The sequence below is a fragment of the Sphingomonas sp. genome (assembly GCF_041661825.1).
Lineage (GTDB): Bacteria > Pseudomonadota > Alphaproteobacteria > Sphingomonadales > Sphingomonadaceae > Sphingomonas.
The window spans coordinates 124,710-137,214 of sequence record NZ_JBAZTU010000007.1 but is presented as its reverse complement, the minus strand read 5'-3'; the positions used below and the strand labels follow the sequence as shown (position 1 = coordinate 137,214).

17 protein-coding genes and 2 pseudogenes are annotated in these 12,505 nt (G+C 65.4%); 15 read left to right on the top strand and 4 right to left on the bottom strand.

The features are described from left to right. Window positions 1–143: 143 nt before the first annotated feature. Together cobS and WC729_RS28045 are read right to left on the bottom strand one after the other, a co-directional pair. Window positions 144–1,148, bottom strand: a complete 1,005-nt coding sequence (gene cobS, locus WC729_RS28050) for a cobaltochelatase subunit CobS (protein ID WP_372857992.1) — start codon at window positions 1,146–1,148, stop codon at window positions 144–146. 106 nt (window positions 1,149–1,254) lie between these two features. Then, entirely contained in the window at window positions 1,255–1,953 is a 699-nt protein-coding gene (locus WC729_RS28045) for a winged helix-turn-helix transcriptional regulator (protein WP_372857991.1), read from the bottom strand. Window positions 1,954–2,028: 75 nt separating this feature from the next. Here WC729_RS28045 and WC729_RS28040 point away from each other — a divergent pair, with 75 nt between their 5' ends. The 9 genes and pseudogenes from WC729_RS28040 to WC729_RS28000 all read left to right on the top strand — a co-directional run bounded on the left by WC729_RS28040 (window position 2,029) and on the right by WC729_RS28000 (window position 6,585). Then, the gene (locus tag WC729_RS28040; protein ID WP_372857990.1) at window positions 2,029–2,472 is read left to right on the top strand and encodes a VOC family protein; all 444 of its coding nucleotides are present in this window, start codon (window positions 2,029–2,031) and stop codon (window positions 2,470–2,472) included. Window positions 2,473–2,494: 22 nt separating this feature from the next. Then, window positions 2,495–2,929 carry a DoxX family protein gene (locus tag WC729_RS28035; protein ID WP_372857989.1) on the top strand — a complete coding sequence of 145 codons (435 nt, stop codon included), beginning with the start codon at window positions 2,495–2,497 and terminating at the stop codon, window positions 2,927–2,929. Between the two features lie 133 nt (window positions 2,930–3,062). Continuing rightward, window positions 3,063–3,356 (top strand): annotated as a pseudogene (locus tag WC729_RS28030) (DUF1428 domain-containing protein); the annotation flags it as partial. An 18-nt stretch (window positions 3,357–3,374) separates the two neighbouring features. After that, window positions 3,375–3,782, top strand: a complete 408-nt coding sequence (locus WC729_RS28025) for a DUF1428 domain-containing protein (RefSeq protein WP_372858127.1) — start codon at window positions 3,375–3,377, stop codon at window positions 3,780–3,782. A 46-nt stretch (window positions 3,783–3,828) separates the two neighbouring features. Further along, window positions 3,829–4,611 (top strand): VOC family protein, encoded by a 783-nt coding sequence (locus WC729_RS28020; protein WP_372857988.1) that lies wholly within the window; start codon window positions 3,829–3,831, stop codon window positions 4,609–4,611. Between the two features lie 53 nt (window positions 4,612–4,664). Continuing rightward, the gene (locus WC729_RS28015) at window positions 4,665–5,153 is read left to right on the top strand and encodes a VOC family protein (protein WP_372857986.1); all 489 of its coding nucleotides are present in this window, start codon (window positions 4,665–4,667) and stop codon (window positions 5,151–5,153) included. A gap of 88 nt (window positions 5,154–5,241) precedes the next feature. Then, complete coding sequence (locus WC729_RS28010) at window positions 5,242–5,904, top strand: dihydrofolate reductase family protein (protein WP_372857985.1); 663 nt, start codon at window positions 5,242–5,244, stop codon at window positions 5,902–5,904. Between the two features lie 14 nt (window positions 5,905–5,918). After that, window positions 5,919–6,068 (top strand): annotated as a pseudogene (locus tag WC729_RS28005) (DUF899 family protein); the annotation flags it as partial. Between the two features lie 115 nt (window positions 6,069–6,183). Continuing rightward, entirely contained in the window at window positions 6,184–6,585 is a 402-nt protein-coding gene (locus tag WC729_RS28000; protein ID WP_372857984.1) for a DUF899 family protein, read from the top strand. Window positions 6,586–6,615: 30 nt separating this feature from the next. Here WC729_RS28000 and WC729_RS27995 read toward each other — a convergent pair whose 3' ends face one another. Further along, window positions 6,616–7,227 (bottom strand): J domain-containing protein, encoded by a 612-nt coding sequence (locus tag WC729_RS27995; protein ID WP_372857983.1) that lies wholly within the window; start codon window positions 7,225–7,227, stop codon window positions 6,616–6,618. A 40-nt stretch (window positions 7,228–7,267) separates the two neighbouring features. Here WC729_RS27995 and WC729_RS27990 point away from each other — a divergent pair, with 40 nt between their 5' ends. The 5 genes from WC729_RS27990 (at window position 7,268) to WC729_RS27970 (ending at window position 10,598) form a co-directional block, all read left to right on the top strand. After that, window positions 7,268–7,552, top strand: coding sequence for a BolA family protein (locus WC729_RS27990; protein WP_372857981.1), 285 nt, complete (start codon window positions 7,268–7,270; stop codon window positions 7,550–7,552). A 2-nt stretch (window positions 7,553–7,554) separates the two neighbouring features. Beyond that, entirely contained in the window at window positions 7,555–8,256 is a 702-nt protein-coding gene (locus tag WC729_RS27985; protein ID WP_372857980.1) for a glutathione S-transferase, read from the top strand. Continuing rightward, window positions 8,253–8,699, top strand: coding sequence for an NUDIX hydrolase (locus WC729_RS27980; RefSeq protein WP_372857979.1), 447 nt, complete (start codon window positions 8,253–8,255; stop codon window positions 8,697–8,699). Before WC729_RS27985 ends, WC729_RS27980 begins: the two co-directional genes overlap by 4 nt. Then, complete coding sequence (locus WC729_RS27975) at window positions 8,696–9,595, top strand: pirin family protein (protein WP_372857978.1); 900 nt, start codon at window positions 8,696–8,698, stop codon at window positions 9,593–9,595. Before WC729_RS27980 ends, WC729_RS27975 begins: the two co-directional genes overlap by 4 nt. Window positions 9,596–9,710: 115 nt before the next feature. Next, on the top strand, window positions 9,711–10,598 hold the full coding sequence (locus WC729_RS27970) for an alpha/beta fold hydrolase (protein ID WP_372857977.1): 888 nt from the start codon (window positions 9,711–9,713) through the stop codon (window positions 10,596–10,598). Between the two features lie 123 nt (window positions 10,599–10,721). Here WC729_RS27970 and WC729_RS27965 read toward each other — a convergent pair whose 3' ends face one another. Next, window positions 10,722–11,765, bottom strand: coding sequence for a DUF2332 domain-containing protein (locus WC729_RS27965; RefSeq protein ID WP_372857976.1), 1,044 nt, complete (start codon window positions 11,763–11,765; stop codon window positions 10,722–10,724). 66 nt (window positions 11,766–11,831) lie between these two features. Here WC729_RS27965 and hisG point away from each other — a divergent pair, with 66 nt between their 5' ends. After that, window positions 11,832–12,494 carry an ATP phosphoribosyltransferase gene (hisG, locus tag WC729_RS27960; protein WP_372857975.1) on the top strand — a complete coding sequence of 221 codons (663 nt, stop codon included), beginning with the start codon at window positions 11,832–11,834 and terminating at the stop codon, window positions 12,492–12,494. Window positions 12,495–12,505: the final 11 nt, after the last annotated feature.

Here is a 12,505-nt window from a genome sequence, read left to right as displayed (position 1 = left end):
CGACATCACCCGATTAGAGCTTCCCCGGCGGAGGCCGGGGTCCAATTCCGGAACAGAAAGAGACGGGCTTCGGCCGATCAGACAAGTCCCCCAACTGGGCCCCGGCCTTCGCCGGGGAAGAAGATTATGGGTGAAACCGAGGCTCAACCCTTGCCGACCACGCTCTCGGGCAGATCCTTGCCGAACACGCGCTGATAATATTCGGCAACCAGTGCCCGCTCCGCCTCGTCGCACTTGTTGAGGAAGGACAAGCGGAAGGCGAAGCCGACGTCACCGAAGATCAGCGCGTTCTGCGCCCAGGTGATCACGGTACGCGGGCTCATCACGGTCGAGATGTCGCCGTTGATGAAGCCGCGGCGCGTCAGATCGGCGACGCGGACCATGTTGTCGACGACCTGCTTGCCCTCGGGCTTGTCATATTCGCCCGACTTGGCGAGCACGATCTGCGCCTCGACCGCGGCAGGCAGATAGTTGAGCGTGACGACGATGTTCCAGCGGTCCATCTGGCCCTGGTTGATCTGCTGCGTGCCGTGATAGAGCCCGCTCGTGTCGCCCAGGCCGACCGTGTTGGCGGTGGCGAACAGGCGGAACCAGGGGTTGGGGCGGATCACGCGGTTCTGATCGAGCAGGGTCAACTTGCCCTCGGTCTCCAGCACGCGCTGGATGACGAACATCACGTCCGGGCGGCCGGCGTCGTATTCGTCGAATACCAGGGCCGTCGGCGTCTGCAGCGCCCAGGGCAGCAGGCCTTCGCGGAATTCGGTGACCTGCTGGCCGTCCTTGAGCACGATCGCGTCACGGCCGACCAGGTCGATGCGGCTGATATGCGCATCGAGGTTGATGCGGATGCACGGCCATTTCAGGCGCGCCGCGACCTGCTCGATATGAGTCGACTTGCCGGTACCGTGATAGCCCTGGACCATCACGCGGCGGTTGTGCGCGAAGCCGGCGCAGATCGCGAGCGTGGTGTCGCCGTCGAACACATAGGCGGGATCGAGATCGGGCACGCGCTCGTCCGCCTCGGAGAAGGCGGGAACCTCCATGTCCGAATCGATGCCGAACAGATCACGGACCTTCACCACCTTGTCGGGGGCGTCCATGATCGTCGTCTCGCGGCTGTCGGGCTGGGTGTTGGGTATGTCCGTCATGATCTCGTACCGTTCGGGCTGATCTGCAGAAGCCCTGCTCCTCTTCAACGATCGAGAAGGAAGAACGGCACTTCGACAAGCTCAGTGCGAACGGAAATACCGTTCGTCAAGCCGAACCCGTCTTGGGCGGCAACGGAAACAGCGTCACGAACTGCTCCGCAAGGGGGCGATCGCCCGATAATTTCAACGATCCGGCCGATTCCGCGTCCTCGATCGGGCGCCCGCCATAAACGACCGACGCCAAGGTCACCGGGTCGGTATCGACCATCACATCGGCTGCGCGCGGGTCGGTCCGGCGAATCGCGATGCCCTCCGCATCGACCGTCGCGACGAATTCGTCCTCGCCGAAACGGAAGCCGATGGTGCGATTCACCTCGCCCGATCGGGACCGGTCGATCATCGTGCGGAAGGACAGCATGATCGAGGCGGCGCTGAGCGGCAGCGTCGTGTCGTGCCGGTGCGACTGCACCGCCCAGCGGCCAAGCTCCTGGATCGCGCGTTCGCTCGCATAACCCCAGGGGGTGAGGCCATAGACCTGCACCGAGGCGGGCGGCGGCAGCTTCTGGCGCGTGAGGATGCCGACTTCCTCCATGCCCTCCAGCCGCTGAGTCAGCACATTCGCGCTGATCCCGCCGAGCGCTTTCTTCAGCTCGCCGAAGCGGCGCGGGCCGAACATCAATTCGCGCACGATCAGCAGCGACCAGCGCTCGCCGACCAGCTCCATCGCCAGCGCGGTGCCGCAGGCGTCGTCATACCAACGCTTTTCCGCCTTTTTCGCCGAGTCGGTTATTTTTTCTAACTCCATGGTTGCTTTTAATAACTCGATGCGTCATCACCGTCAAACAGTGATTCGCCAGAAACACACAGGAAAGGATTTGCCATGCCCAAGATGATCTTCGTGAACCTGCCCGTTGCCGACGTCGAACGCTCGACCGCCTTTTATCAGGCGATCGGCGGGACCAAGGACGAGCGCTTCTGCCAGGAGAGCAGCACCGCGATGCTGATGTTCTCCGAGTCGATCAGCCTGATGCTGCTGAGCCATGCCCGGTTCAGCGACTTCACCTCCAAGACAATCGTCGATGCGCGCACCGATTGCGAAGTGCTGATCTGCCTGACCGAGGACAGCCGCGACGAGGTCGACCAGACCCTGGCCAAGGCGATTGCCGCCGGTGCCCGGCCCGATCCGGTCCCGGCGCAGGATTTCGGCTTCATGTACGGCCGCAGCTTCGAGGATCCGGACGGCCATATCATCGAGTTGACCTGGATGGACGTCGAGGCGGCGATGGCCGCGATGTCGGGCGGCGGCGAGCCGGTCGACGCCTGAACCTCTTTCAAGGAGACGGACGATGAACGCCATCACTCTCGACTCGCCCGCACCGGTCCGCGGCGCCCTGCCCCGCAACGGCGCCGTCATCGCCGGACGCGCGATGAGCGGGCTGGTGATCCTGTTCCTGCTGCTCGATGGCGCGATCAAGCTCGTGCCGATCCAGCCAGTGATCGACACCATGGCCACGCTTGGCTGGCCGACCGATATCGCGACCGCGCGCCTGCTCGGCGTGCTGACGCTGGGATCGGTACTGCTCTACGCCTGGCCGCGCACCGCGCTGCTCGGTGCGATCATCCTGACCGCATATCTCGGCGGAGCGGTCGCTACGCACGCCCGGATCGGGAGCCCGTTGTTCACCCACACGTTGTTCGGGGTGTATATCGGCGTGCTTGCCTGGGCCGGGCTGTATCTGCGTACTCCGGCCCTTCGTGCGCTGATGGCGCGCCGCGACTGACCACCCACCCTGCCACCGGAAAGATCCGGGGCGCCCCCCATTACGCCGCCGGAAACATCCGGGGCCCCCATTGCGCCACCGGAAACATCCGGGGCGGGCCCCCGGCACCCGCCGGACATCTAGGAGACGATCGATGAGCTATATTCAGGGTTTCGTGCTGGCCGTGCCGGCCGCCAACAAACAGGCCTATATCGACCACGCCACCAAGGCAGTGCCGTTCTTCCGCGAATTCGGCATGACTCGCATGGTCGAGAATTGGGGTGACGAGGTGCCGGACGGCAAGGTCACCGATTTCAAGCGCGCGGTGAAGGCGAAGGACGACGAGGTCGTGCTGTTCAGCTGGATCGAATGGCCTTCGAAAGAGGTGCTCGAATCCGGCATGCAGAAGATGATGGAAGACCCGCGCATGGCCGAGATGGCCAATATGCCCTTCGACGGCAAGCGCATGATCTATGGCGGTTTCGCCCCGCTGCTGGACCATGGCACGGGCGCATCGACCGGCTATGTCGACGGCTATCTGGTGCCGGTCGAGGACGGCAAGCAAGACGCCTATCGCGGCATGGCGGACAAGGCGTCCGAGGTGTTCCGCGACCATGGCGCGACCCGCGTGGTCGAGGCCTGGGGCGATCATGTGCCCAAAGGCGAGGTCACCGATTTCCAGGGCGCCGTGGCGGCGACCGAGGGCGAGAAAGTCGTCTTCTCCTGGGTCGAATGGCCCGACAAGGCGACCCGCGATGCCGGCATGGCCAAGGTGATGGAGGACGAGCGGATGAAGCCGTCCGCCGATGCGGAGATGCCGTTCGACGGCAAGCGCATGGTCTATGGCGGCTTCGCTCCTATCCTCGACGCCTGACGCCCCGCCCCCAATCCCCAGGCCCCAAATCCCCAGGAGAACGACGATGGCCAATCCCGAAGGCACGCCGATCTGGTACGAGCTGATGACGACCGATCCCGAGGCGTCCAAGGCCTTTTACGACGACGTGATCGGCTGGACGGTGCAGGACAAGCCGGATGGCGACATGGATTACCGCATGATCGACAGCGGCAGCAACGGCGACTTCGTCGGCGGCGTGTTCCGCCTGACCGAGCAGATGGTCGCCGGCGGGGCGAAACCGACCTGGCTCTTCTATATCGGCGTGAACGACGTCGATGCCTCGGTCGAGAAGATCGAGGCGGCGGGCGGCAAGGTGATGATGCCCGCCTGGGACATCCCCGATGTCGGCCGGATCGCGATGGTCACCGACCCGCAGGGCATCCCCTTCTACGTCATGCGCGGCGCCAGCGAAGGTGACAGCACTGCCTGGGACCGGATGGGCATGGGCAAGTGCAACTGGAACGAGCTGTCGACGCCCGACCAGGCCGGCGCCAATGCCTTTTACGCCGAGGTGTTCGGCTGGACCTATCCCGACAAGATGCCGATGGGCGAGAACGGCGATTACATCTTCGTCGAAGCCGGCGGCCAGACGATCGGCGCGACCATGCAGGCACCGCCGCAGGGCCCGCCACCCGCCTGGCAATTCTATTTCCGCGCGCCGGATATCGAGGAGGCCGCCGCCAAGGTCACGAAGAATGGCGGAACCGTCCATGCCGGGCCGATGGACGTGCCCGGCGGGGATCGCATCATCGTCGCGAGCGATACGCTCGGCGTGATGTTCGGGGTGGTCGGCCCGGGCAACCAGTGACGGACCGACCCGACAAGAACGGGGGTTACCTTCAGCGTATCGAGGAGAGTGAAATGACGAAGATCGCACCGTGCCTGTGGTTTGACGGACAGGCCGAAGAAGCAGCCGCGCTCTATGCCGGCATCTTCCCCGACAGCCATGTCGACAAGGTCCACCGCGCGCCCGGCGACCATCCGAGCGGCAAGGCGGGCGACGTGCTCACCGTGGAGTTCACCGTATTGGGCAACCCGTTCCTCGGGCTGAACGGCGGGCCGCTGTTCAAGTTCAACGAGGCGATCTCGTTCCAGGTCCATACGAAGGACCAGGCGGAGACCGACCGCTACTGGAACGCGCTGATCGCCGATGGCGGATCGGAAGGGCCGTGCGGCTGGTGCAAGGACAGGTTCGGCCTGTCCTGGCAGATCACGCCGCAAAAGCTGCTCGACGCGATGACCAGCCCGGATCGTGCCGCAGCGAAGCGCGCGATGGATGCGATGATGGAGATGAAGAAGATCGACATCGCCGCGATCGAGCGTGCCTTCGAAGGCGAAAAGGTGGCCTGAGCGCGAAGCCGCCCGGGTTGTCGCTTGCCGGTCGGGTGAGCACGGCCCGGGCGGCGTGCGCCGCACCATATCGATCAAGGAATTCTCCATGAGAAAGATCATCGCTGGCGTGTTCCAGTCGCTCGACGGCGTCATCCAGGGCCCCGGCGCGCCCGAGGAGGACACGACCGGCGGCTTCACTTTGGGCGGCTGGACCGCGACCCTGTGGGACGAGGTGATGCAGCAGCAGATGGGCGGCGTGCTGGGCGACGATTTCGATCTGCTGCTCGGGCGGTTCACCTATGACATCTTTGCCGCCTATTGGCCTTTCCAGCAGGGCGATCCGATCGGCGAGAAGTTCGATGCCGTGACCAAATATGTGGTCACGTCGTCGACCGAACCGCTGGGCTGGGCCAATTCGGTCGCGATCAACGGCGATGCGGCCGCGGGGGTCGCGAGGGTCAAGGCGAGCGACGGCCCCGACCTGCTGATCCAGGGCAGCAGCAAATTATATCCGGCGCTGCTCGCGGCCGGGCTGATCGACCGGCTGTTCGTGATGACCTTCCCGGTGGTGCTGGGCGGCGGGAAGCGGCTGTTCGCCGAGGGCGTGACATCCGGCGCGATGAAACTGGTCGAGGCGAAGGTGTCGACCACCGGGGTGATCATCGCGACCTATGAACCTGCCGGGCCGGTGCCGATCGGATCGTTCGCGACGCAGGCGCCGTCGGCGCTGGAGATCGCCCGGCGCGAGAAGATGGCGCGGCAGGGCTGACAAGGAGCACTGTCATGGAACATCTCGCTTATCCCAATGAGAGCCAGGAATACCGGACCGCGCGCAACGCATTGCTCGATGCGGAGATGGAATTGCGCCGGCAGATCGAAGCTGTCGCGGCGCAGCGCCGTGCCCTGCCGCCAGGCGGGGTGGCGAAAGAAGATTATGTGTTCGAACGGATCGGGCCGGACGACAATCCGGTGAAGGTCAGGCTTTCGGAGCTGTCGCGACGCGCCTTGCCCGGGCTGCACCCACACGCTCGACAGCTGGGACGGGGTGATGCGGCATGCACCGGAACGGGTGACGCTGTATATCGTCGCGAAGTCCCCCCTGGCGAGGCTGCTTGCATGGGCGCGGGATCGCGATTGGCCGCATCTCCGGTTCCTGTCGACCGCAGGCAACGACTATGACGCCGATTATTTTGGCGACTCATTGAAGCTAAGCCCGGCAATGCGGGTGCAGCAGGATTTCAAGCCCGGCGAAGAATGGGACATGCCGGTGCTCAACGTCTTCCGAAAGGATGGCGATGCAGTGCGGCATTGCTGGGGAAGCGAACTTCTCTATGTGCCCGCCGAGCCAGGGCAGGATTATCGGCACAATGATCTGCTCGATCCGCTCTGGGCGTTGTTCGACACGACGCCAGAGGGACGCGGCGATTTCCAGCCGAAGCTGGCCTACTGAATCCGTCCCTCGCCCAGCGGGGGAGTCAGCTCAGGCAAACGCCGGCGCGCCTTTCAGCTGGGTGTAGGCTGCGATCACTTCCTGCAGCGCCTTTTCATGGCTGCGGTCGCCGCCGTTGCGGTCGGGATGGTAGCGGCGGACGAGTTCGGCATAGCGCTGGCGCAGGCCGCGGCGGTCCGTGTCGGTGGGAAGGCCCAGCACCTTGAGCGAGCGCCGGTCGCTGTCCGACAAAGGCCGGCCGTCCTTGCGCGCTTCGTCCATCCTGCGTTGGAACCGTGCGCCGATCGCGTCGAGCGGGTCGCTGAAATCGGCCCATCGCGGTGGACGGTCGGCGCCACCCGTCTGCGTGAAAGCGCGGGTTTCGCGTTCCCAGCCGGAAAAGGGGCGCTGCGCGTCGTGGATTTCGTCCGCGCTCATGCCCTGGAAGAAATTGTACCGCGCGTTGAATTCGCGGACATGGTCGAGGCAGAACCAGCGATAGGGCCGCGGTCCCTCGAAGCCATTGGCCGGGCCTTCCTCCGGCGGCGCGCGGAATTCGCCCGGAACTTCGCAGCCCGGATGCGCGCACAGCCTGCCCGTCCCTTCCACACGGCCGTGAAAGCGAGCGTTCGGTCGATCCTTCTTTTCACTATCCCGCGCCACGCGGCTCCCCGATTTGAACAAAGCGGCCTATATAAGAGCGATGTCCAGTATCGCCACCGGTCCCGTCGCCTCCGAAATCGCGACCCGCCTCGCTTCAGCGCTCGAACCGACGCATCTCGAAGTGGTCAACGACAGCGCCCAGCACGCCGGGCATATGGGCGATGACGGCACGGGCGAATCGCACTTCACCGTGATCGTCGAAAGCCCCGCCTTCGAGGGGCTGAATCGCGTCCAGCGCCAGCGGCTGGTGAACCAGGCGCTCGCCGATCTGCTGTCCTCGCGCATCCATGCGCTTGCCATCCGGGCGCGCGCGCCGGGAGAATAAGCATGGCGTACAGGCTCTGGTACTGGCCCTCGATCCAGGGGCGCGGAGAATTCGTGCGGCTGCCGCTCGAGGCAGCGGGCATCGCCTATCGCGATTGCGCGCGCGAGACCGACGAAGAAGCGCTGATGGCGAATATGGAGCGGCACGGCACCGACGGCCCGTTCGCCCCGCCCTATCTCGAGCTGGAAGACGGCACGGTCGCGCAGGTCGCCAATATCCTGCTCTATCTGGGCGAGAAGCATGATCTGGTGCCGGCGGCGCAGCGCCACTGGGTCAACCAGCTCCAGCTGACCGTCGCCGATCTCGTCGCCGAGGTACACAATGTGCATCATCCGGTGAGCATCTCCGACTATTATCGCGACCAGAAACCCGAGGCGGCGCGTGCGGCGACAACGATGCGCGAGGAGCGTTTGCCGAAGTTCCTGGAGCATTTCGAGGCCTCGACCAGGGCGCACAAGGGCGACTGGCTGACCGGCGCGCGCTGGAGCTATGGCGACACCTCGCTGTTCCAGATCGTCGAAGGGCTGCGTTACATGTTCCCGAAACGGATGGCGGCGATCGAGAGCGATTATCCCGGGCTGGTCGCGCTTCACGACCGGGTGGTGGCGCTGCCGGGCATCGCGGCCTATCTGGAGAGCGAGCGGCGCATCGCGTTCAACGAGGACGGCATCTTCCGCCATTATCCCGAGCTCGACGCGGCATGAGCCTGGCCGAGCGCCCGGCGGCGCGCATCCTGCTGATGGACCCTGCCGGGCGCGTGCTGCTGTTCCGCTTCGTCGCGGCGGACCGCCCGCCTTTCTGGGCGACCCCGGGCGGGGCGGTCGACCCTGGCGAGACCTATGAAGAGGCGGCGCGGCGCGAGTTGATCGAGGAAACGGGCATCCATGCCGAACCCGGGCCGGAGATCTTCCGGCGGCTGGTCGAGTTCGTCACGCTGGAGGGCGTGCCGGTCACCGCCGACGAGCGCTATTTCCTGATCCGCACCGACACCGCCGAGATCGACACCGCGCGCCACACCGAACTGGAGCAGCGCGTGATGCAGCACTGGCAATGGTTTGACCGCGAGGCCATCGCCGCGCACCATGAGCTGATCTATCCCGAAGACCTTGCCGAGATTCTTCGGGACCTGAACGGAGCCGCTTCATGATCGACGATTTCGTGCTGCAGACCATCCTGCCGACCACGCACGATTTGGGCGGGTTCAAGGTGCATCGCACCCTGCCGTCCAAGCCCAGGACGATGGTCGGGCCGTTCCTGTTCTTCGACCAGATGGGGCCGGCACATCTCGAAGTCGGCACCGGCATCGACGTGCGGCCGCATCCGCACATCAACCTGGCGACGGTGACCTATTTGTTCGAGGGTGCGATCGACCATCGCGATTCGATCGGCACCTTTGCGACGATCGAGCCAGGGGCGGTGAACCTGATGACCGCGGGGCACGGCATCGTCCATTCGGAACGCTCGCCCGCCGGCCAGCGCGCGCAGGGGCCGGACCTGTCGGGCATCCAGACCTGGATCGCGCTGCCCGAGGCGCAGGAGGAAATGGACCCGGCGTTCGAGCATGTCGAGAAAGCCGCGCTGCCGGTGATCGAGACGCCCAATGCGCGCGCCCGGATCATCATGGGCAGCCTGTGGGGCCAGACCGCACCGACCACGACCTATGCGGGGACGATCTATGCCGACATCATCCTCGATCCCGGCGGTGAAGTGCCGGTCGATGCCGATGCGGACGAGCGCGCGGTCTATCTCGCGCTGGGCGAGGCGAGCCTGGACGGCGTGCCGCTCGCACCGATGACGCTCTATGTGCTGAAGCCGGGGGTCGCGACCTCGCTCAAGTCGCGCGACGGCGGGCGCGTGATGCTGTGCGGCGGCGATGCCTTTTCGACGCCGCGGCATGTGTGGTGGAACTTCGTCTCGTCGAGCCGGGAGCGGATCAACCAGGCGAAGGAAGACTGGAATGCGGGGCGGTTCCCCAAGGTGCCGGGGGACGAGAAGGAATTTATTCCAATTCCTGAGGTGCCGAAGACCGTGAGCTATCCGTAATTCTTCTCCCCTCCCCGTCAGGGGAGGGGCCGGGGGTGGGGGACTAACTCGAACGTTCCCGTGACTCCCCCACCCCAACCCCTCCCCCGAAGGGGAGGGGCTTAAGGAGAGAGTCATGCCTGACACCTTTGAGCTCCAACACGTGGACCTGCCCACCGGCGTCACCCTCGACGTGGCGGTCGCCGGCGACCCAACCAGCCCCGCCATCATCCTGCTCCACGGCTTCCCGGAATCGCACCGCACCTGGCGCCACCAGATCCCGGAGCTGGCGAAGACCCATTTCGTGCTCGCCCCCGACCAGCGCGGTTTTGCGCGGTCGTCGAAGCCTGCGAACGTCAGCGACTATACCCCCGACAAGATGGTCGGCGACCTGATCGCGCTGGCGGATCATTTCGAGATCGCGACCTTCACCCTGGTCGGCCATGACTGGGGTGGCGCCATCGCGTGGATGGCGGCGCTGACCCGGCCCGATCGCATCGCGAGGCTGATCATCGTCAACGCGCCGCACCCGTTCGTCTTCCAGAAGTCGATGTTCGACGACCCGGCGCAGCGCGAGGCGAGCCAGTATATCCGGGCGTTCCGCAACCCCGACTTCGAGACATATATCGACTCGATCGGCCTGCCTGCCTTTTTCGACGGCAGCTTCATGCGCCACACCGATTTCGGGAACGTCGCGGCGGAGAAAGACGCCTATCTCGACGAATGGGGCCAGCCGGGCGCGATGACCGCGATGCTCAACTGGTACCGCGCCAGCGCGATCGTCGTGCCGGAGATCGGCGAGGAAGCCGAGCCTCCCGCTTTCCTGAGCGCGCCTTTCCCGCCGATCAAGCAACCGACATTGGTGATCTGGGGCATGGGCGACAAGGCGCTGCTGCCGAGCCAGCTCGAGGGGCTCGATACGCTGGTGCCCGACATGACGTTGGTGAAAGTCGATGCCGGGCATTTCGTGCCGTGGGAAGCGCCGGAAGCGGTGACGCAGGCGATCCAGGACTGGCTTGGCTAAGATCATACCCGTGGGATAGCCGCGGCGGACACCCCGTTGAATCAACAGGCCGCAGGACGCGAGTCCCATGAGCGGCGAGACAGGTTGGAAATGTCAGTAGGGTAACTGACATTTCTGCGAACATCAGACCGGTTCGATCCAGGCGCCATGAGCCTGCACGTCGGCGAGGATGATGGGGTCGCCATGATCCGGCCAGCTCTGAATCCACACTTGTTGCTTCGCTGCGACGCGGTTGGGCTCCATGCGCACCCAGGCAAGCGGGCGCTCCGCCGTTGCCTGCTCCGCTGCGACGGCCATCGCCGCCTCGATCCGCGCCTGGCGCTCTTCGCCGAGATATTGCCAGACGACAGAGTGCATCAGGACGCGCGCAACCCCGGGCGGCTGTGCTTCGGCGAGCCGCGCCTCGACCCAGTCGGCCGCGTCACCCTGCGTCAGGTTCACCGGCTTCTCGGCGATCATCGCGATGGCGCGCGACAGGCGGTCGAGCCGGTCGGGATTGTCCGCCCACACATAGGCGCGCAACCGGTCGGCGGCGGCGGGATCGCTGACGTCGATCGGATGGATTTCGACGCCACGGACCGACTCGATCTCGATCGGCACGTCGGGCGGGGGTGCGCCGCGCCATTCGGGCTTGATCGTGATCGACGAATTGGCCGGGCCAACCGCTACGCCACCCAGATCGAAGTGGAAGCGGTCGATCAGCAGGTTGAGCCCGGCGCTGGAGCCGATCTCGAGCAGTTCCAGCTTCGGGCCGTGACGATGCGCAACCTGAATCAGGCCCGTCATCAGCGCAGCGGAGCGGCCTGCCTCGTTGGTCTGGGGCGGGCCATCGAGCCAGGGAAGCAGCGCGTCGTCGTGCGCGAGGAACGTGTCGCGAAGCACCTGCTGCACCGCATCCGAATCGGTTACCTTGCCGGCGAACACATCGGACAAGCCTGGTGCCTGCCCGGAAAGGTCGAGTGCGTGCAGCCCGCCGACCAGTCTGAGCGGCAACGCATCGGTGGTCGGTTCGCCCGGCCAGTCGAGCACGCGCCTGCCGGTCCTGGTATCGCGATTCAGGCTGAGCGAGAGCGCAGCGCACAGGCGCGCGGTGATTGGCGCGCCCATCACGGTGCAGAAATGTTCCTGGATCAGGAATGCGCCGCGGTTGTTCTCTTCGCTGGACATGGCCTCTTCTCCTGTCGCCGCGTCTGTTGCGCCCGCGAAGGGGCGCAAGTAAAGCCCCGCTCACTCATGGCCGATCCGATCATCATCGCCGTCCCCAAAGGGCGCATCCTCGCCGAGGCCGTGCCGCTGCTCGAGCGCGCCGGAATCACGCCTGAAGCGGCCTTCTCCGACGAGGACAGCCGCGCGCTGCGCTTCTCCACCAGCAACCCCGGGATCGACCTGATCCGGGTGCGCGCGTTCGATGTCGCGACCTTCGTCGCGCATGGCGCGGCGCAGCTGGGCATCGTGGGATCGGACGTGCTGGCGGAGTTCGATTATTCGGAGCTCTACGCCCCGGTGGATCTCGGCATCGGGCATTGCCGACTGTCGGTCGCGGAACCGGCCGATATGGCGGCGGGCGACGATCCACGCGGCTGGAGCCATGTGCGCATCGCGACCAAATATCCGCACGTGACGCGTCAGCATTTCGAGGCGCGCGGGGTTCAGGCCGAGTGCGTGAAGCTCAACGGGGCGATGGAGTTGGCGCCGACGCTTGGGCTGGCGCCGCGGATCGTGGATCTGGTGTCGTCGGGCAAAACGCTCAAGGAAAATGGGTTGGTCGAGGTCGAGGTGATCGCCGAGGTCACGTCGCGGCTGATCGTCAACCGGGCTGCGTTCAAGACACGGGCGGAGGTGGTGCCGCTGGTGGATGCTTTCCGGCGGGCAGTGGAGATGCGCGATGGGGCGTGATGCTCACTATC

Excerpts from the sequence above, each read along its gene's own strand:
- cobS (WP_372857992.1), bottom strand. The coding sequence starts at position 1,148 with ATGACGGACATACCCAACACCCAGCCCGACAGCCGCGAGACGACGATC.
- WC729_RS27985 (WP_372857980.1), top strand. The coding sequence starts at position 7,555 with ATGGCGTACAGGCTCTGGTACTGGCCCTCGATCCAGGGGCGCGGAGAA.
- WC729_RS27980 (WP_372857979.1), top strand. The coding sequence starts at position 8,253 with ATGAGCCTGGCCGAGCGCCCGGCGGCGCGCATCCTGCTGATGGACCCT.
- WC729_RS28010 (WP_372857985.1), top strand. The coding sequence starts at position 5,242 with ATGAGAAAGATCATCGCTGGCGTGTTCCAGTCGCTCGACGGCGTCATC.
- WC729_RS28015 (WP_372857986.1), top strand. The coding sequence starts at position 4,665 with ATGACGAAGATCGCACCGTGCCTGTGGTTTGACGGACAGGCCGAAGAA.
- WC729_RS28020 (WP_372857988.1), top strand. The coding sequence starts at position 3,829 with ATGGCCAATCCCGAAGGCACGCCGATCTGGTACGAGCTGATGACGACC.
- WC729_RS27965 (WP_372857976.1), bottom strand. The coding sequence starts at position 11,765 with ATGTCCAGCGAAGAGAACAACCGCGGCGCATTCCTGATCCAGGAACAT.
- WC729_RS28045 (WP_372857991.1), bottom strand. The coding sequence starts at position 1,953 with ATGGAGTTAGAAAAAATAACCGACTCGGCGAAAAAGGCGGAAAAGCGT.
- WC729_RS28035 (WP_372857989.1), top strand. The coding sequence starts at position 2,495 with ATGAACGCCATCACTCTCGACTCGCCCGCACCGGTCCGCGGCGCCCTG.
- WC729_RS27975 (WP_372857978.1), top strand. The coding sequence starts at position 8,696 with ATGATCGACGATTTCGTGCTGCAGACCATCCTGCCGACCACGCACGAT.
- WC729_RS28000 (WP_372857984.1), top strand. The coding sequence starts at position 6,184 with ATGCGGCATGCACCGGAACGGGTGACGCTGTATATCGTCGCGAAGTCC.
- hisG (WP_372857975.1), top strand. The coding sequence starts at position 11,832 with ATGGCCGATCCGATCATCATCGCCGTCCCCAAAGGGCGCATCCTCGCC.
- WC729_RS27990 (WP_372857981.1), top strand. The coding sequence starts at position 7,268 with ATGTCCAGTATCGCCACCGGTCCCGTCGCCTCCGAAATCGCGACCCGC.
- WC729_RS27970 (WP_372857977.1), top strand. The coding sequence starts at position 9,711 with ATGCCTGACACCTTTGAGCTCCAACACGTGGACCTGCCCACCGGCGTC.
- WC729_RS28040 (WP_372857990.1), top strand. The coding sequence starts at position 2,029 with ATGCCCAAGATGATCTTCGTGAACCTGCCCGTTGCCGACGTCGAACGC.
- WC729_RS28025 (WP_372858127.1), top strand. The coding sequence starts at position 3,375 with ATGATCTATGGCGGTTTCGCCCCGCTGCTGGACCATGGCACGGGCGCA.